General features: G+C 41.6%; 14 protein-coding genes. All 14 read right to left on the bottom strand.

Annotated elements, in window-relative coordinates; genetic code table 11:
- Window positions 1–28: 28 nt before the first annotated feature.
- Window positions 29–2674, bottom strand: coding sequence for a DEAD/DEAH box helicase (locus tag EZE20_RS11805; protein ID WP_132117843.1), 2646 nt, complete (start codon window positions 2672–2674; stop codon window positions 29–31).
- Between the two features lie 5 nt (window positions 2675–2679).
- Window positions 2680–4443, bottom strand: coding sequence for a site-specific DNA-methyltransferase (locus EZE20_RS11800; protein ID WP_132117841.1), 1764 nt, complete (start codon window positions 4441–4443; stop codon window positions 2680–2682).
- Window positions 4444–4741: 298 nt separating this feature from the next.
- A complete protein-coding gene (locus tag EZE20_RS11795; protein WP_132117839.1) occupies window positions 4742–5668 on the bottom strand; it encodes a hypothetical protein in 927 nt (308 codons plus the stop codon).
- A gap of 417 nt (window positions 5669–6085) precedes the next feature.
- Entirely contained in the window at window positions 6086–7732 is a 1647-nt protein-coding gene (locus EZE20_RS11790; RefSeq protein WP_132117837.1) for a UvrD-helicase domain-containing protein, read from the bottom strand.
- The gene (locus EZE20_RS11785; protein WP_132117835.1) at window positions 7729–9489 is read right to left on the bottom strand and encodes an ATP-dependent nuclease; all 1761 of its coding nucleotides are present in this window, start codon (window positions 9487–9489) and stop codon (window positions 7729–7731) included. Before EZE20_RS11785 ends, EZE20_RS11790 begins: the two co-directional genes overlap by 4 nt.
- 309 nt (window positions 9490–9798) lie before the next feature.
- Window positions 9799–10329: a hypothetical protein gene (locus tag EZE20_RS11780; protein ID WP_132117833.1), complete on the bottom strand. Its 531-nt coding sequence runs from the start codon at window positions 10327–10329 to the stop codon at window positions 9799–9801.
- A gap of 2 nt (window positions 10330–10331) precedes the next feature.
- Complete coding sequence (locus EZE20_RS11775) at window positions 10332–12338, bottom strand: DUF5977 domain-containing protein (protein WP_132117831.1); 2007 nt, start codon at window positions 12336–12338, stop codon at window positions 10332–10334.
- Complete coding sequence (locus EZE20_RS11770; protein WP_132117829.1) at window positions 12322–12789, bottom strand: hypothetical protein; 468 nt, start codon at window positions 12787–12789, stop codon at window positions 12322–12324. Before EZE20_RS11770 ends, EZE20_RS11775 begins: the two co-directional genes overlap by 17 nt.
- Window positions 12790–12861: 72 nt before the next feature.
- The gene (locus EZE20_RS11765) at window positions 12862–13665 is read right to left on the bottom strand and encodes a hypothetical protein (RefSeq protein WP_132117826.1); all 804 of its coding nucleotides are present in this window, start codon (window positions 13663–13665) and stop codon (window positions 12862–12864) included.
- Window positions 13628–14113 (bottom strand): DUF5675 family protein, encoded by a 486-nt coding sequence (locus EZE20_RS11760; RefSeq protein WP_132117824.1) that lies wholly within the window; start codon window positions 14111–14113, stop codon window positions 13628–13630. Before EZE20_RS11760 ends, EZE20_RS11765 begins: the two co-directional genes overlap by 38 nt.
- A gap of 39 nt (window positions 14114–14152) precedes the next feature.
- Window positions 14153–14683, bottom strand: a complete 531-nt coding sequence (locus EZE20_RS11755) for a hypothetical protein (RefSeq protein WP_132117822.1) — start codon at window positions 14681–14683, stop codon at window positions 14153–14155.
- Window positions 14684–14696: 13 nt separating this feature from the next.
- On the bottom strand, window positions 14697–14906 hold the full coding sequence (locus EZE20_RS11750) for a hypothetical protein (RefSeq protein ID WP_132117820.1): 210 nt from the start codon (window positions 14904–14906) through the stop codon (window positions 14697–14699).
- Window positions 14878–15264, bottom strand: a complete 387-nt coding sequence (locus EZE20_RS11745; RefSeq protein WP_132117818.1) for a hypothetical protein — start codon at window positions 15262–15264, stop codon at window positions 14878–14880. The genes EZE20_RS11750 and EZE20_RS11745 overlap by 29 nt, the downstream gene beginning before the upstream one ends.
- 4 nt (window positions 15265–15268) lie before the next feature.
- Window positions 15269–17050, bottom strand: coding sequence for a hypothetical protein (locus tag EZE20_RS11740; RefSeq protein WP_132117816.1), 1782 nt, complete (start codon window positions 17048–17050; stop codon window positions 15269–15271).
- Window positions 17051–17128 lie beyond the last annotated feature (78 nt).

Below are 17128 nucleotides of genomic sequence, written 5' to 3'. Positions count from 1 at the left end.
TGTGAATGGATTTACATTATTGCTTTTCTCACAATCCCTCCATCAGCTCCTTAAACCTATCCCAGGTGTAGGCTCCGTCGATGCTGTTTTTTTCAAACACCATGTAGTATTTGAACTTTTGACCGGCACGAATAGCCCAGGTGTTCCCGAGCCGTACCTTGGCCTGACTGTCCGAGTTGTCGCGGTCATCCCCTTTGGTTTCCAGTACAATCAGGTTTCCCGATTGTGTCAGTATAATAAAGTCAGGGTAATGGTTGGATTTAAATCCGTTGATTGCGAAGCCTTTTCCACGGCCGAGGTTCCGGTGCCAAAAAGCTACATTATCCATGCTGGCCACTTCAAGTATGATTTTGTGCTCGAAGTTATTGACGCTCCCTTCCTTCTCATACAGCGACCGCACGATACTGGGCCCTACCATTCCTGGGACAATTTGCTCTGGAAATTTCCAAACTGGTTTCATGAAAATTTTACCTGTTTCTAGATAATCACCAAATTGCTTTTCTGCATACTCATCCATAAAGCCCTGGATTTTCTGCTTAAGTATCCGGCCAAAGAGTAATTCACGATTAAGAATTTCAGTAAACTCTTCGGTTGACATATCCTCCAAAACTTTCGTAAGATATTTGGTCACATCCTGTTCTGATACCGGGCTCAAATCTCCCAGGTGCTTCCGGAGCATATGGGCAATGTCTTTTACCTGATTACTTTTAGGCCTTGATAGGATATGCTCCATCAACAAGTTTCGCGCATCACCTTTTTTGATTTTCGATGCAGTAGGTCGATAACTTTCGGTTGTGGCTCCTGATTCAATATCAATTTTATACACTTCCGTCGCCAAAGCTTCAAAATTGATCTCTGTATCTTTCTTCACCAAGCGGAATCCTTCCAGAAGCGCATTTTTATTCACTTCTATGTTCTCATTCATACCCTCCAGCAAGCCGCCCGAAGGAATTTTCAGGTAAAATTTGGGGAGAATTACGGCTTTAGCGTGAGCTTCAACATCTGCTCGCATAGGGTAAAATACTACTTTGTCAGCCATTTCAGTGAATATAGGATCGGTTGGATTTGCGCGTAAATTCTTCATTTGCTCCTCCGTCTTTTCCGATTCCTCATGAGCAAGGCCAATTATTTCTTCTATTGTAGTACTTACCCCAGGTGCGGGCTGTTCACTAATTTCCTCTGGATCAAACGTTATTTTTTCAGGGTCAATATCATCAGCAGTGGTTTCTGTACTTTCTGCAAATAACTCCTTTTGAATTTCTTTTTCCTTTGCCTGAGCTATATCCTCCGGCGTCACTTTGTTCTCGGCCCTATAATCTTTCTCACTAAACCCTGCGGCCTGCAAACCCTGAATGATATTTTGTAAAGTGTTTTCAAATTTCAGGGAGGCAGTCAATACATACGACATATTGAGGAGTGTCTGCTTATGGGCAGTAACATAGGGTTGGCGAAGAACCCGGCCAACAATTTGTTCCACATCTACTGCCGATGATCGATCAGCCAAAGAAGCTAAAATATAGGCAAAGGGACAATCCCAGCCTTCTTTCAAAGCATTCACTGTAATGATGTAGCGAACCTGGCAATCAGGGGAAAGCAGGTCAACGCCTTTCAGTTCATTGATCGTGGCAGTTTTGATCTTGATCTGTTCTTCCGGAATTTTTGCTTTAATCAATAGTGCTTTTAACTTCTCAAAAGTCGTATTTTCCTCACCAGTTTTGGGCTGTGCCTGGAATAGAACGATAGGCCTGATATACTTACCGCCTGCTTTCTGTTCGGCAATTGCCATTTGTTCCAGACTCTGCCGTAAGTGCAGGGCACTGTCAATCACTTCCGTTTTCTCCCTATGGTTGTAGGCAATAATTGGCAACTTGACCATGTGCTCTTTTTTGAGCTTCATGGCCGACACCATACTTACAATATTTGAATTTTCTTTGGGAGTCGCTGTAAGATCAAGAATATAGCTTGGATTCAGAGCTTTAAGCATTTCCACGCTTAGATCACTTTCGGCGTTATGGCTTTCGTCAACTACTACTACGGGATTAAAACTGCGAATTATATTGATCAAGGCAGACTCGTCCGTATTTTCTAAAACGTGCTCCTTATCAGTCAATTGATCGACAAAAGAAGCCAATTGACCATTTTCCTGATACACTTTCCGATCATCTTTGTTTCGAGCCCGCAGGCTGGCAAAGCTCATAACAATGATACTGAGCTGTTCTCTAACAACCCCGGGGTTAAAACTTGCCCCTTGCAATAGTTTATTCTTATCGTAAACGTCTACCCGATGGTTGAATAGTGTATTGATCTTCTGCCGGTAGGGATGGTTAGGGTCACTTAGACTATTAACAGTTTGATCCAGCAGGTTGCTCCAGGGTACAAGCCATACCACAACCTTTGGATCCTCCTTCGGCATTCGATCAAAAATCACTTTTAGCGCATTGCAGGCAATAAACGTTTTCCCGCCAGCAGTAGGAACTTTCACGCACAAATGCACGGCTTTTGGAATCGTTTTCAAGTAGGGCCGCATGCCTTTGCGGGTAATCGGATTGTATGGACCCAACCGCTCCTCCCAATACGTATCAAAGGCTTTCGCCGGATCCTGCATGGTAGTAAGGTAATCAAAATAGGTGCGAAGGTCGTTCAGGACATCCTGTTGGTAGCTTTTTAACTCCATATGGTTTAGAAGCGGGTTATATCGCGTGGAATTTTCTTAAAAATTATATTTTTGGCTAACATGAATTCCTCTGAAAGCAGGCAGTTATCAGCATAAATTACATACTGATCTGCCTTGACTTTGACGAGAGCCAGAAAATCAAAATTCAGCTCAGTCATAGCATCGGGTTCATAGAAAAAATAGTAGGCGCATTCATCCTTTTTTCCCAGTAGGTATTCGCCCGCTGCCTGAGATTCATAGGCTGTACGGGTTTCAGAATACCACACATACTGCCGGATCCGTTCCGTGCCAACACTTTCATTTAGATTATCGTATTCATCAAATAGCGGCTCCCCAAGCGTGTAGTAGTCAAAGATCCCTCCGGTACCTTCCACGGCTTTTTCGCCTTCTCCATAGCCATTAATGACCCGCTTGACCCGCTCAGCAGTTGTAGTTTCGGCATATTCTTCCATTTCAATTAGTATAAAGTTTCGCGTACCAGAATCTTCCAAATTTAATTTCAGTGTGGCATTACCTGTTGTGCCAGAACCAGCAAAGGAATCCAAGATAATATCATCCAGAGAACTGATTGATCTCAAAATTTCAGTTATTAGTTCTAGTGGCTTTGGATAATTAAATAGCTTCTTACTGAAAATTTGACTTAACTGTGTAGTCCCTTTTACAGTATAGAAATCTTTTTCCTGCCATAGAGTTGGTATTTCACTTCCCACAGTAAGATTACTACCAAATGTTAAAGTGGGAGCTGCAGGTTCTTTTCCATTTACTTCAAGTTTTCCAGATTCAATTTTTTTTATTACCCCATCAGGTAAATATTGAATACTATATTTATTCTGACTTTTCTTAGATCTATTTTTACTTATTTTGATATAGCCTTTTTCCCAATCTTTAAGCAATCTTGCTGGGCTTAAACGCCATACACAGTCTTTCCCTTTTGAGGTGGTTGGCCAAATCGCGACTGTACCTTCTGGCGCCTCATTGTAATCAAATGGAAAATTTTCTGGTTTGTCGATATACTCTCCTGTTTTTATTCTTTCATGAAGAGATTCTCCGATTCCAGCAAGAGTGCCGTTATCAGTATTGATAAATATAGGATAAGTTTGATTAGGCCTTTGAGTCTTATCAAAAGTGGCTAATGTCAATCCTTCAAAAGGTGTCCTTAACTTGCCACCTGTAAATAGCAATGGATTTGGTTTAAAGTCATATGGTACAATGAAAATTAAATACTCATGTTGAAAATTAAACCCACCAGCAGGCTTTCCACCAGAAGTCTGAATTGTTATGCAGACTATTTGCTTTTTAGCAAAAATCTCATTACAAATTTGGATTAGGTTAAAAACCTCTTGATATCCGATACTAATGACCATTCTACCATCTTGAGACAGTAATTTACTTAGAAGCATCAATCTAGGATACATCATGCAAAGCCACTTATCATGCCTTGTCAAATCTTCGCCTTCCTTGCCGACAACAGTGGCCAGCCATTTCTTTATTTTGGGGTCATTGACGTTATCATTGTAGACCCATCCCTCGTTTCCGGTGTTATATGGTGGGTCAATGTAGATGCAATTGACTTTGCCTTCGTACTCTGGCAAGAGGGCTTTGAGGGCTTCAAGATTGTCGCCGTGGATAATCTTGTTACCGCTCTGGGTAGGCGTTCTTGTCTTACCGGAATCGCCAGAAAAACCATATTCGTGATTCAGTACTCGGTAGGGAACATCCAGATGATGGTTAACCACCTTATCTTTTCCGATCCAATGAAGGGTAGGCATATCGTGGAATTAGTTAAAAATCTTGTAGGGGTCACAAGATAGTTTACCACGGTCAATTTTTCAGCTTCCAAGGAGAAATTTATGATGGGTGAGGGGGAAGACTGGCTGTTTCGGCTGAGAGTCTGGATTTTGCTTTGGAGGGATTTTGGTACTAATGTTCAATTGAAGAACTGAGCTTTAACACAAAACCCACGCTTTTGCATCAGTATTGTTTTGTGAATGTGCTGCTGTCTTTCCGAAGCAGCCAAACAAGTAAGCACAACGATCTTTTAGTTGATTGATGAAGGATCGCATGGTATCATTTCTGCACCAAACTTTTTATTTTCATTTTCCATCCGTCAATGTTTGAATGTTGAATTATTCCAATACTTTTAAAAGGATTTTCCGTTGTTTTAATTGAATATCTAAGTTTTCTCCTCTTACTATTTTCTCCTGATGCAATGAAGTCAAATAATCTTTGCACATCTTCTGTGTAGGAGTTGTCGCTTGTTTGAAAAATGTAAGTTGCTCTGTTTATAAGAGTGCTTTCCCAAATGATATAAACGTACTTTGGATTCTTTACTGTGAAAAGAAAAGTTTCCTCGTGCGAAATAACTTTATCGTTACTCAATAAAATTTCTGTCGTTGGGATAATTTTGAAATCATTGCTTTGAATCTCGCATAAAAAATTAAGGTATAAACTTCGTTCCTTTATTTTGAAAAAGTAAAAAAGATGTTGGTTCAAAATGTTTTTCAGCTTTAATAAGATTTTTTCAATGGTAGTAGATTCGAAGTCGTTGAAATAGTTATTGATTTCGTCTTGAATTGAAAGTATGTTTAATACACAATTCAGTTCAGATAAATCACTTATTGAAGAAATTTTATTTCCCAGCATTGAAACTGATAATGGATTCAAGTCAGATTTTAAAAAATAAGGTTTTAAAAACTCATAGGAACTACGAGATTCCAAAAGTTGAAACGGTTCTGAATACTGCCCGTTAATTATTACTCTTATCTGAAAGTTTTCAAATTTGACATTGCTCCAATCGATTGTTGTATGAACTTCTTCTAGGCTTTGTAAGTAAGTTTTTTGTTTTTCAAGTTTCGCAATTTCTTCGGCATAATATTTCTTCAGGTGAACAGGTATTGAACCCATTTTTACTTTATCCTTTTTCATTTTCGGAACTTTACTATTCAACTTGGTAGTTAGTTCAGAAATTTTTTTATCTATTGCTGATATATCCACGATCTATTTATATCTTGATAAATTTTTCGAGTTAGTACTACTGTTCAAATGGGTCGGTTATCAATCCAAATATTTTTTTTGCTTTGCAAAGACGTTGGTTTTCAGAATTAAACTTTATTAGAATTATAGAATTTCAATAAAGCACTTTACCTACTTTGAAGCACAAAACCTAAGCTTTTTCAAAACCGCTATTTGCGGTTAGTTGTTTTTTTAGTCGTCCTTTTTCTGTTTTAGCTTCTTTATTCTTTATCTTTCAAATCGGCTTTGTTGCTTAGTTTCCTGAAAGAGCATTTTGACCTGACTTTAGCCTGATGATTGGCAATATAGGTCGTCAATTTAAATTGAAAAGAGTACTTAGATACAATAATTTTCTCATTTGACTCTTCCAAATTTAGGTTTTTTCAGTTAGTTAAAGAGCTATGTAATAGGGAATCTCAAATCTTCAATTTTATCTTTCCAAATAAATTCAGAATCATTTCCTTTCTTCGATATACCTTCACTATTTGTCCTTTGCGTACTTGAAACTAGCCAACATCCTTTTCTGGCTCTTGTAATTCCAACATAATGCAAGTTCAGATCTTGTGTCCAATCACCATAAATAGGATTATTGAAATCGTTATTATTTCCAGGTTGTTTATTTGGAAACACCCATTCATATAGGTCTAAATGAAAAACAAAATCATATTCTAGTCCTTTTGATTTATGTAAAGTCAATATATTGACTTCGTTTTCATTTGCTGGTTCGTATGATTTTAGTTCTATAGCATTTTCTAATACAGATTTCAATAGATCTATTGATTCTTGTCCTTTTGAATTAGGGGCAATAATTTTAGCAACATTTATGAACTCGATAATTAGTTCTTCTTTATTTAATGTATTTGATGAAAAAAAATTTACAATTTTTTCTTTTGAACTTTTAAGCTTTTGTAAATCACTATTGCTGAAATTGTCATATGATGTAAATAATTCAATAACATCATTAAATTTATAGTTTTTATCATACCCAAAACTTAGTAAATTTGAGAATATTGATGACCACACATTAAGGTTCGTGTCTAATTCATTACTGACTGATAGTTTATGAGGTTCTTTAAGCTCGTTGTTTATAATTTCACCTGTTCTAGTTGTCCGTGTTAATATTGCAATTTGGTTGCGTTTTTCAATTTTGAAGGCTTCCTGGGTAATTTTTATATTTTGGTCTAACCATTGTGCAATCGCTTGCTCATTGCCCTTAACTCTGGAAAAAAATATTAAATTATTTTCTGTAGAAATTAATTCGGTTTTTGGATTGAGTAGATAGTTTGAATAATTTATTATTGAAGGGTGACAGCGATGATTTTTGTCCAATTTAAAATATTTAAAAGTTTCATCCTTAGTCAATTCTTCTAAGTATTTTGCATCTTTCCCTGAAAAAGCATAGATAGATTGATTTAAGTCGCCAACTGCAAATGCTTTAATATTTAAAAGTTTAATTTTTTGAAAAATTTGATGCTGCTCAAATCCTGAATCTTGGTACTCATCAATATAAATGAATTTATATCTTGCTCTTATGTAATTTCGACAGGCGACAGAATTAGTATATACGTAGTTTGCTAAAACACCAATGGATTCAATGAATATTAGCCCTTTTAGAAAATATGACTTTAACAAATCAATATTTGAGTCGGAAATTTTTTCTAAAGTTAGTTTTCTATTAAACCAATTAAAATTTTCAATTTCGTCATGAGATAAAGATGTTATTTTAGTTATTTTCACATCAGTACTTGGAACACCAAAAAGATATTTTGCAAATGGGATAATTATTTCTGAAAGATTGAATTTGTCAATAGTTCCAAAAAAAGAACTTTTTGGGTTATCGCCATTGGAAAGACTTCTATTTTTTAGTTCTATACTTGCTTTGTTTGTATATGAAATTGCTATTACACCTTGATGTTCAGGCAGACTTCTTAAATGGCATTTTATTTTTTCGGAAATGACAAATGTTTTACCGCTACCAGGTGCAGCTATAATAACCGAATTGCCATCGTAATCAAGAATTAGTTTTTGTTGTTCAGTTGGTTTCATTCTTTCTGCATTTCTTCAATAATCTCTTTACATTTTAGCAAAGGCTTGGCAATTGGATCTTCGGATAATTTTTTTAGACTTTCTTTATTGTTTCGTAAAAATTTAAACATAAACGAGGCTTTTCTTTTTTGCATTTCATTAATGATTTCATGTTCACCAATATCGCTAAAATAATTTTTTAAATCTTCTTTAATTTTAGTGTTGAATAAGTCATTTTCTAAATCCCTATTAGATAAATAAATTTTATATCGTTCAAGGTCTTTAATAATTATTGAAGCTGATTTAATATTAATTTCAGAAGCATTAGGATTATTAAATCCTTTTAGATGGCTTTCATTTTCTTTTAGTAATTTTTCTGTTGTTTCGTCCTTCTGAAAATAATTTTTACAAATACTAATACATCGCTGGATACCAGCAAAACGATACTCTTCTTTCTTGGGGATTTTAAAAATGTCATTATCAGTTCTTAATACCCAATCAATGTCTAAACTATTTAGGATTTTAATAAATGTTGAAAATCCAATTCCGTCAACCATTAAAATACTTATGTTTAGTCTATCCAAGTCTATACTTAGCTGAATTGATAGTGTTTTATAGAATAATTCTTCGGAAACGCCTTCTACAAGAAAAACTACATCAGAAAAAAATGCTTCAGCAGGAATTATACTTAGCCTATACCCAAAATCTTTAAAAGTGTTACCAATTATTTCTGAACAACCATTTGAAGCAGCTTTAGTTTCCCCTTTTTTATTGAATAATCGGACTATTGAATTAGGACTAAATTCTGATGCAATTTGAGGCGAATGAGATGTCAATAATACTTGTCCTTTTATTGATGAGTTTAAATATTCTGCAAGTTTACGTTGCTGATGTGGATGTAAATGTGCTTCGGGTTCTTCAATACAAAAGATTGTAATTTCTTTTAGACTATCTTTTGTCAGTTCATTTCTTGAAGACCATAGCGCAAGATAAATTTGATTTAATCGTCCATCACCGCCAATTAAAACACTTTGATCCTTACTTTTAGAAGCTATCGAAACACTATTTATAAATTTATCTACATTAGATGAACTTGCATCAAATACAATTTTTTGCTTAGTATGATGTAGTGACAATTTGGAAAGTTCTTCATTGATTGTATTTGTTGCGGAAGATATGAAATTTAGTTTGGGAATATTTTCATCAACATTTTTTAGTTGTAATTGAATTTCAGAATATAGTTTTTCGTCTTGAGTAACTTCGTCTTCCTCCCTATTTTCTTTAGCAATTTGAAATAAATATGCTTTTTCTCTGTTTATGTAATTGTGTAGATCTCTTCTGCTACTAATATACTTCACATTTAATACTTTTCTATAGTATCTATCTTCAATTTCTTCAATTAAGTCATTACTAGGTCCAGCAAAAAATTGAAATGTTTTGACTTTAGTGATTTTATCACGAAATGCTTTATATACTAAAATAAGTTTATTGTCGTCTCCTATCTTCCCTTTTAGTTTTGAAACAACACAATCTTCAATTACATCGTCAAAATGTAGTTGAATCGTAAACGTATTTGTTTCTTCAAAAGCATAAAAATCCGAGTCTTTGGGTTCAATGTCGTAGTCAGATAAACTTCTGTCTAATAAAAGTCTAATTGCCCAAAGTAAATTGGTTTTCCCAACATCGTTAGCGCCAATGATTAAAGATTTTTTAGCAAGATTTATTTCACTATTTTTGAAGTTTCTAAATCCTTGAAGTTTTACAGATGCTAAAATCATATTTTTTAATTAGCTTGTTTGGTTTTTCCGAATTACCCTTTTTGACTCTATACTGTCCTCCCACAATTATCCCCAAAATCTATATATTTAAAACTTAATTATGGTTATACTCCCGAATTGTAATATAATGGTATTTGAGTAAGCATTTGGTTCTGTTCCATTATACCATTGCATTTTCTATCGCCAATACCCCCTAAGGTAAAAAACGTTTAATTTGATTTTATAACGGTGACAAGATAGCACAACCCACTCGTATACAAATACTATTGTAGAAATTTAGAATCAGTCTAAGGAAGATACTCCCCACTTTTACTTGCCTTCAGTCTGCTCTTTCAACGCCTTTGTTATCAATACCTGCGTCCGTTCCATCATCCGCCGCCGCATCACATTCAGAAAATCTACTTTCGTACGGTTGTACCAGTTTGAGCTGCGCTTTCTCCGGACGGTGCCAACTCGTTTCTTATGCATGGCAATGGCCCAGGCAATATGCCGGGCGTCTGATTGTTTGGTCGGGATCTTTCGTTGCCCAAACCGGTTCACAAAGGTAAATTTGTCCAGCCCTACCTTATCAACATACTCTTCTAGTACATCTATGGAAGGCATATTGAGGTACGTAAGTGAGCGCATATCCTTCATCCGGCCATAGCCTTTGAAGTAAATGTCTCCGGAGACGGCCAGCTGCCCGGCCTGATGGTTGATTTGATACTCAAAGCTATTTCTGAGCTCGGAGGTAAGCAATAGCCCACTCCGCTCAATAGCTTTTTCAAAATAGCCTACGGCATCACGGGTGATTTCCGTGGCCAGGTCAATGATCTCCTGATTTAAATCATCTGAAATCATGCTCAGGCTTGTTCAATCACTAGGATCAGTTCATCATCGCCCCAGGCTACCGGTACATTGGCAAAGCGAAACGTCTGATTTCCATTCAGGACCGGACTGGAAAGGTTTTTAGTCGGGATCCTGATCTTGTAGGGCAGGGTAGGAGCTGAAGCAAAAGAGGCCTTGATGTCCAGCGTGTAGGTACCTGCTACAAGACCAGCGGCCGCATAACGCACATCAACACTATACGCAGTATTGGCAATGACTTCCACCTCATTTTTGCGGACAGCCGCAATCGGATTATAGGCTGCACCCGTAAAGCCAATTCCATCGCCGGGGCAATTATTCCGGAGTCCAAGCGGAATTGGGCTCGCCAATATACAGCTTCCATTCTGATTGGCGCTGCTTTGCGTGTCCAATGCAGCCCAGGCTACCTGAGCTCTGGCATTAGCGTCTGTTTGGCTACTTTCCGAGCCGTATACACCAGCCGGAATGGTGATCATCCAGCGGGTACCTACGTAACCGTCTGGACATCCAATCTTCATAAAGGAAGACATCCCTGTAATTTCCTCGCTTAGAAAAGTAGTTAAGCCTGGCGCACAATCGGCACTGATCCAGGATCCAATGTAGCCTTCTGTGCCGGGATTGTTGGGCTTTTGGGTATAGGGCTTTACATCTTCGCCCGTATCGAGGTAGTATTTTACCAGCAAACCATACCTTTTCAAATTGGTTCGTAGGCCAGAAACTGCGTTCGTTTCACAAGCCGGGGCATCCCCACGCCATGAGGTTGGCCGAGCCGGGACCGGAGGCAGTATCGGCAATTTGCTGTACGAACGCTCAGCATTGGTGTAGCGGAAGGTCATGGACCGGTTGATCAGCGTCTCGGCATCATCCAGCGGCAGATAGGATTCTGTCATGGGCAGTAGCGGAATCATTTCCCGATCGGTGATCAGATAAAACTGCTCGGAAAAATAAAGCTCCTGCCACCACTCCCGTTGAGCCTTGGCCTGATGGGCCGGATAACCAAAGGCCACCGACAGCTGCCGTTCCCCCGTAACCCGGTTGATCACCTGCTCGCTCGATGTGGGCAGAAAGTCAAAGCCTGTAAAGCGGTCGGCCAGTTGTCGTGCCACAAGCAGACTCTCACTACCGCTGCCGGTAAAGGCGATCGTGTCAAATGCTCCTAAGCTATTTTCAAAGATCAGGTACCGTACCTGTCGATGCTGGGTGGTATCCATTATATAAGTCCGGGTTTCTGAAAGCCGTTCTTCATTTTCATTGGAAAGCCAAACCTCATATCTCAGCACGGGTTTGGCCAGACTCATGAGCCCCAGTGCCTGTACACCAACGGGAATGCAGTAGGCCGTCATGGCTGTAATGCCTGCCAAAGTTTTGGCTGTAAAGGTCTGCCGGGTAAAATCATCAAATTGTAGCTGAACCCGAAGGTGCAGTTCAGCCGGGGTCGGGCTGAAATTGGTCAGGAAGGTCAGGAATTCGGGTTGATCCGGACGGATACTCAGGCCATTAGGTTTATACGTCAGGAATTTTCGCCCCTGGGTGTAGCGGGTGAAAAAGGTAGCCTGAAAATCGGCATAGTCCGCAGGGCCGATACCGGCCCTAAAAACGGTGCCGATTGGGAAAAGAGACTCATCAATCAGCGTTTCACCCTCAAACCTTCGGGCCTTTGTATAAAACGAGGAAGTCAGTGTATCGCAGACCGAAATCACCTGCTGACCAAATGCGGGAGGGCAGCTCATCAGCTGAGAGTGAAGCAGCTCCGACAGATCAAAGTAGGCACCTGCGTAAGTGACCACGTCGGCAAAGCTTTTAGGCGGTTCTTCCGAGGCTTCCAGCGTGGTGAGCAGGGCATATTCTGATGCCTGAAAAAACTTCGGCGTGTAGACATCCAGCAAATAGCGAAGGCCGGCGCGAACGGGAAAGGTTGCCGGGTTGACCGGATCCACATTGACAATGATCGGGTTTTTCGAGAGCGCCAGATCTTTGGGAGTAATACTAGCTAAGTAATCCATTTGCGTTCAGGTGAAGTTCAAATTCAAGTCTCCACCCATGGTGGTTATTTGCCCAGGCACGATCTACGGCCGATTTGCGCATTTTGGCAAGGTTGCAGTGCACAAAGCCTTTGGACCGGTTGTCGGCCCGCATTTGTTTTTGGAGTTTGTAAATGATCCGGATGGAATCAATTTCAGCCTGAATTTGCTCCTGTGGCCGGTCAAGCGGTGGAGCAAAGATGATACTTACTCCGCCGTAGTAAATCTCGGTCAGCTGACTGGCGTCGTTGTCATCCGAAATGATTTCGGGTTGTTCGAGCCACATAAACGGGTAGTTGAAGCCGTCCGCTCCGGTGGCGTACTGTATACCAAGCTCTACACCTCCATATAGAAAGTACTCTATATCCGGGCTGAGCTGGGCAAACTGCTTGAAGTAATTGATATAGGATTCAAAATCGGCACTGCGTAGCATACCTCCATGGGATTTGGTAGGCTACAAACGTAGGGAGTAGAAAGGAGTTGGAGTAGGACAGAAAAGTTAAACCTATTCTGCCTGCATCAGGCGGTTTGCTTCATCCATTTTTACCTTCTTGTGGGATAAAAAGAGCCAAATGGTATGAATATTGGTTTCACAAACGGCGTCAAAATTGCCATGAACGCGGTTTTCGGCCACATCTTCAATGGTTGAAAGCCAGCCTTCGCCATTTTTAAAGAGCTGCCGGGTGCTTTCATCCGATTCGTAAAGCTTTTCATAGCGCCGGATAAAGGCATTGTTCATTTCCTGCCAGTACAGCAGTACCGGTATGATCTGCTGAAAATTTAGCTTCCTGAACCGTTTGGCGCGCTGCTGCGCTCGCAAAGAGTTGAAGACCTCCCGATTTTCGCCGTTGTAGGAGGGAAGCCATTGCCGGATCCGCCAACCAATTCGTCTTGGGCGAAGGATGGTGCCCAAAAATTCAAAGAGTGCTTGTGGATTTGGAGCCTTCGGATTACTGAAAGCCAGATACTGAATATTGGCCATGGCCACTTCAATCGTCGAGCTGTCGGCATAGGTGGGCTCAGGCAAATAGTACCGGCGATGACTGACCCTTAGATAGTCAAAAGGCTTTTCTTTGAGCGGCTCGGAAATAGACCAGGCAAGACTAGAATACAAATCCTGCCGGGCCAATAGGGGGAGCGAGCTCACTTTTGAAATGCCGCTTAGAATTTCTGCCAAATGATCCATCAGGGGCAAGGTAGCCGCAGGATCTTCATTGGCTTTGATCGTCAGCACTATTGGCAAGGCTTTTAAAATCTGATTCCGGCTGCAATCAGACCAGCATTTCGGCAGGATTTTTCTCATCTTCATAGGCTTCAACGATTTCCCACCATATTTTTTCTTTCCGATCCAGGGCCGCCACTATTTCAGCAAATAGCGGGTCAAAGGCTTTTTTGCTTTCCCGAACGCAGTACTCCCCATCTTCCTGCCCGTAGGACAAACCTACAATCAAACATCCCCGGGTGTCCCGAATCCAGTTTCCCTTGTGGGCATAGATGTACTCGAAGGCCGGCACATTCTGTAGCCAGGGCAGTTTTCTTTTGAAGGCCGGTGATACTCTTAGCTTCACTTCAAACCGTCCGGTCGGAATGGCCGTTTGACTATGGACCTTGATTTTCAGGAGTTCAGCCAGTGTCATGGTGGACTTTAGTCCCCGGTCCTTGTCTTCCAGAATATACCCTTTCCAAACACCATCCACCCAGTATTTGGAAAGGGTACTGTTCTCTTTTTTTATAATTCGTTTTTGGAAAATTTCCATACACTTTTGGAAAATAAAATACGATACATGGAAAAATTCTTACACTTCCGGCTTTTTGGTGCCGCTGGGCAGGTACTCTGCAAGTTTCTGCCAGGCCAGAAGAAAGATGGTCTTTTTGCCAATGGCCGCGTAGTTTTCCTGCACCGACCAGAATTCTGCCGCCATCATGGCCACCAGCGCGGCATATTCAAATGCGTGAAAGACGGTCACCTCCTGATCTTTGACCTGGAAGTGAGCCAGGCCGTGTAGGGATCCAAGCATGATCAGGTAGTACGTGATTTTTGAGAACGTCTTATCCTTGAATACTTTGGAATTTGGCGCGGGATTCACTCCCGGATTCAGATTATGCAGATACTTCACCCGCTTAATTCCTGCCATGGTATCGTAGGCAATCATCAAAAACAGGGAGGTCAAATACCGGAAATCGGCGAAGATGTAGATCTCCACAAATTCCACCAGCCAAATTCCTAGGCCTAAAAACAGCGCAGCAAAGGTTGTCCAGGGATTATCGATCAAAAAAATGCAGTAATTCTTACCCGCCAGGGCGATACTTTCAAGGTAGTTTTTCATAAAAAAATTGCGGTTAAGGAAAGGGGACCAATAGGCCTGCCGCAAATCCTTCCGCTCTGCCCCGCCATAGTATCCATTTTCGTTTCTTTTTTTCATTTTCAAAGGCACCTTCAAAGGAGCGTTTTTCCAGCAGTCGCAACAGGTTTGTAAATCGCAGCTCGTTTCGCAGGCTACGGTTTTCTTCTCTAAGGTTCTCATTGGCCTGTGTTTGAATGCGATGCATGGGTTTCAGACTTTCGTACAGGATCAGGCTGTCCAGAAGCGCGTCCTGAATCTGCTGCCCGGATACGGGCTTCGATAACTGCCCGCAGGCTGTCCCGTTTGAAAGCCAAAGCAGGACTGCCACGAAAAATAAGCTGCGCCAGACTATCATGAGAAATCCTGGCAGCCGCATACTTCTGATCATAATAGTTGACGGAATCATGTGCAATACGTGCTTTATTGGAATAATGGGTCAGGCTATCGGCCGATTGTTCAAGCAGGGTTTTGGAGGTGGTTTTCCTGCACGCCTTGTAAAGGACTATGCCCATAGCTATAGTCAGGACGGTTAGCAGAAAGGCGGCAATTCGAGCTGTGTTCATACGCTCAGTCTTTACGGGCTTCTCCCCAAAATTCATCATCCACCGGCTGCAGGTAATTACTACCCGTCCAGGCGGGGGCAAAAATGTCTTTTCCCTGCCAGTAGGCGGGAGTGATGGAAACTTCCGTAACGGGCCGTTCGGGACGGACGTAGGGTTTACCGATATACTTTTCAGACAAATAGCGCAGGTGCGGCTCCATCCCCCGTATTTCCGCCGGGCAGTAGGACATGCTCAGGTGAATGACCTGAACGCCGGCCGCGTAGCTTTTCTCAAACTCCCGTTCAAGTTGTCCCAAATTGATACCGGTGCAGTAGCCATTTGAACTCAAATCGAATGGGTCGTACTCATTCATGCTGATTTTCCCCATGCCCAAATTGATGGCGTTTACAAGCTGCTTGCGCGAGTTATCCCACCGGTCATTTCCATCCGTGCCAAACATCCCATCAGCACTTGCGGCCTGACTGGCAAAATTGGCATGCAGGTACCAGGCGTTCTGAGGTGATCCGGCGTCGGGATACGAATACACCGAAAGGATTCTCCCTGAGGATCCATCTTTAACGGCCTTTGTGAAGTTCTCAAAATACCGGGTGAGCGTCAGGGAAATGAACCTGGCAAAGTCTTTTCCAAGGTCGGTTCCCATGTCCAGGGCAGCACCATTTTCCCATTCCACAATGTAGGGCCGGGCGTAGGGCAAATTTTTTGCTTGCCTGAATTTTTGGAATCCTTCCTGAAATACGGGTTCAAAACCAGTGATTTCTTTGGCCCCGCCATAGCCTTCACCAACAACCGGATTCGTAAATTCTTCGGCACTTGCCGTGCCAATGCTCAGGTAGTAGGCTCCTTCGTAGGTATTTAGTTCAGCTGATAGCTCCCGAACGGCGGTATAAATTTTTTCATTCATCAGCTCGGAAGCCAGCGAGCCCATGCGCTTATCTGTCTCGATCTCGTGTTGTTTCCCGCGATGTCCGGTGACGTAGTGACCTTCCGGAATAAAATTGTCTCCTTCTTTTCGCCACGGCCAAAACAGGACGGATAGTTTCAGCCCGCGCGCGCGGCAGTAGGCAATCACTTTTTGCAAGCCCTGCCTGGTGAAATTGCCCGGAGCTGGTTCCCACTCATTCCACCGGATGTTAAGCCTGATGCCGGTAATACCATAGCCCCACTCGTACTGAAAGGCTTCGATGCGCTCGGGCCAGTCGTGATGAAGGCCATTTTGAGCATAAGGCTCGTAGCCAAAGCCGGTGAGGTTCATGAATAATTCGTAGGTTCCACGCTCCGCAGAGACTGGTGGAACCACTCTGTCAGGAATCACTACGCCGGTTTCTTTGCCCGGAATCAGAAATTCTTTCTGATCAGATCCAGTGCAGGTACTGCCCGATAGGGTAAGGGTGTAGATACCCGGTTCAAGTCGGGAGTACTGGACCTGAATCACGCTCGAGCTGGGCCTGATCTGTCCGGAGCGGACGAGCTGGCCGGCCTTGCTAATCTGGAAGTTCAGGCCGAACACATTCTTTCCGTGAAACTGGATCCGTGCTCCGGTTTGGCTGATTTCAAAAATACTTCTGATTTCGGGACCGGCGTCACAGGGCAGTAAGGATGGATCCGTATTCACAGGAGGCGTTACGGGAATAGTGGGCGGTAAGCCCGGACGATTCAGGATGGAATCAACGTAGGTTTTCACCCAGTCCTGACTGGCAATTTTGCCGCTTGGGAAAGTCAGCGTAGTTTGGGACTGAGCGGCCACAGGGCCCAACAGGAGCAGTAGCCCCCACAACATTTTTTTCATAGCTAGTAGTTAAAAATTAAAATCCGTAGTACTTTTTTTCGGGGCTATTGTTGATTCTACTGCCGTTTCGTTTCCGGT

It is taken from the genome of Arundinibacter roseus (genome assembly GCF_004348825.1).
Lineage (GTDB): Bacteria > Bacteroidota > Bacteroidia > Cytophagales > Spirosomataceae > Arundinibacter > Arundinibacter roseus.
This window is presented reverse-complemented; position numbering and strand designations above follow the sequence as displayed.

What these genes read in the sequence shown, in the direction of transcription:
- EZE20_RS11805 (WP_132117843.1), bottom strand. Translation starts at nt 2,674, where the DNA reads ATGGAGTTAAAAAGCTACCAACAGGATGTCCTGAACGACCTTCGCACC.
- EZE20_RS11800 (WP_132117841.1), bottom strand. Translation starts at nt 4,443, where the DNA reads ATGCCTACCCTTCATTGGATCGGAAAAGATAAGGTGGTTAACCATCAT.
- EZE20_RS11790 (WP_132117837.1), bottom strand. Translation starts at nt 7,732, where the DNA reads ATGAAACCAACTGAACAACAAAAACTAATTCTTGATTACGATGGCAAT.
- EZE20_RS11785 (WP_132117835.1), bottom strand. Translation starts at nt 9,489, where the DNA reads ATGATTTTAGCATCTGTAAAACTTCAAGGATTTAGAAACTTCAAAAAT.
- EZE20_RS11780 (WP_132117833.1), bottom strand. Translation starts at nt 10,329, where the DNA reads ATGATTTCAGATGATTTAAATCAGGAGATCATTGACCTGGCCACGGAA.
- EZE20_RS11775 (WP_132117831.1), bottom strand. Translation starts at nt 12,338, where the DNA reads ATGGATTACTTAGCTAGTATTACTCCCAAAGATCTGGCGCTCTCGAAA.
- EZE20_RS11770 (WP_132117829.1), bottom strand. Translation starts at nt 12,789, where the DNA reads ATGCTACGCAGTGCCGATTTTGAATCCTATATCAATTACTTCAAGCAG.
- EZE20_RS11765 (WP_132117826.1), bottom strand. Translation starts at nt 13,665, where the DNA reads ATGAAGATGAGAAAAATCCTGCCGAAATGCTGGTCTGATTGCAGCCGG.
- EZE20_RS11760 (WP_132117824.1), bottom strand. Translation starts at nt 14,113, where the DNA reads ATGGAAATTTTCCAAAAACGAATTATAAAAAAAGAGAACAGTACCCTT.
- EZE20_RS11755 (WP_132117822.1), bottom strand. Translation starts at nt 14,683, where the DNA reads ATGAAAAACTACCTTGAAAGTATCGCCCTGGCGGGTAAGAATTACTGC.
- EZE20_RS11750 (WP_132117820.1), bottom strand. Translation starts at nt 14,906, where the DNA reads ATGCATCGCATTCAAACACAGGCCAATGAGAACCTTAGAGAAGAAAAC.
- EZE20_RS11745 (WP_132117818.1), bottom strand. Translation starts at nt 15,264, where the DNA reads ATGAACACAGCTCGAATTGCCGCCTTTCTGCTAACCGTCCTGACTATA.
- EZE20_RS11740 (WP_132117816.1), bottom strand. Translation starts at nt 17,050, where the DNA reads ATGAAAAAAATGTTGTGGGGGCTACTGCTCCTGTTGGGCCCTGTGGCC.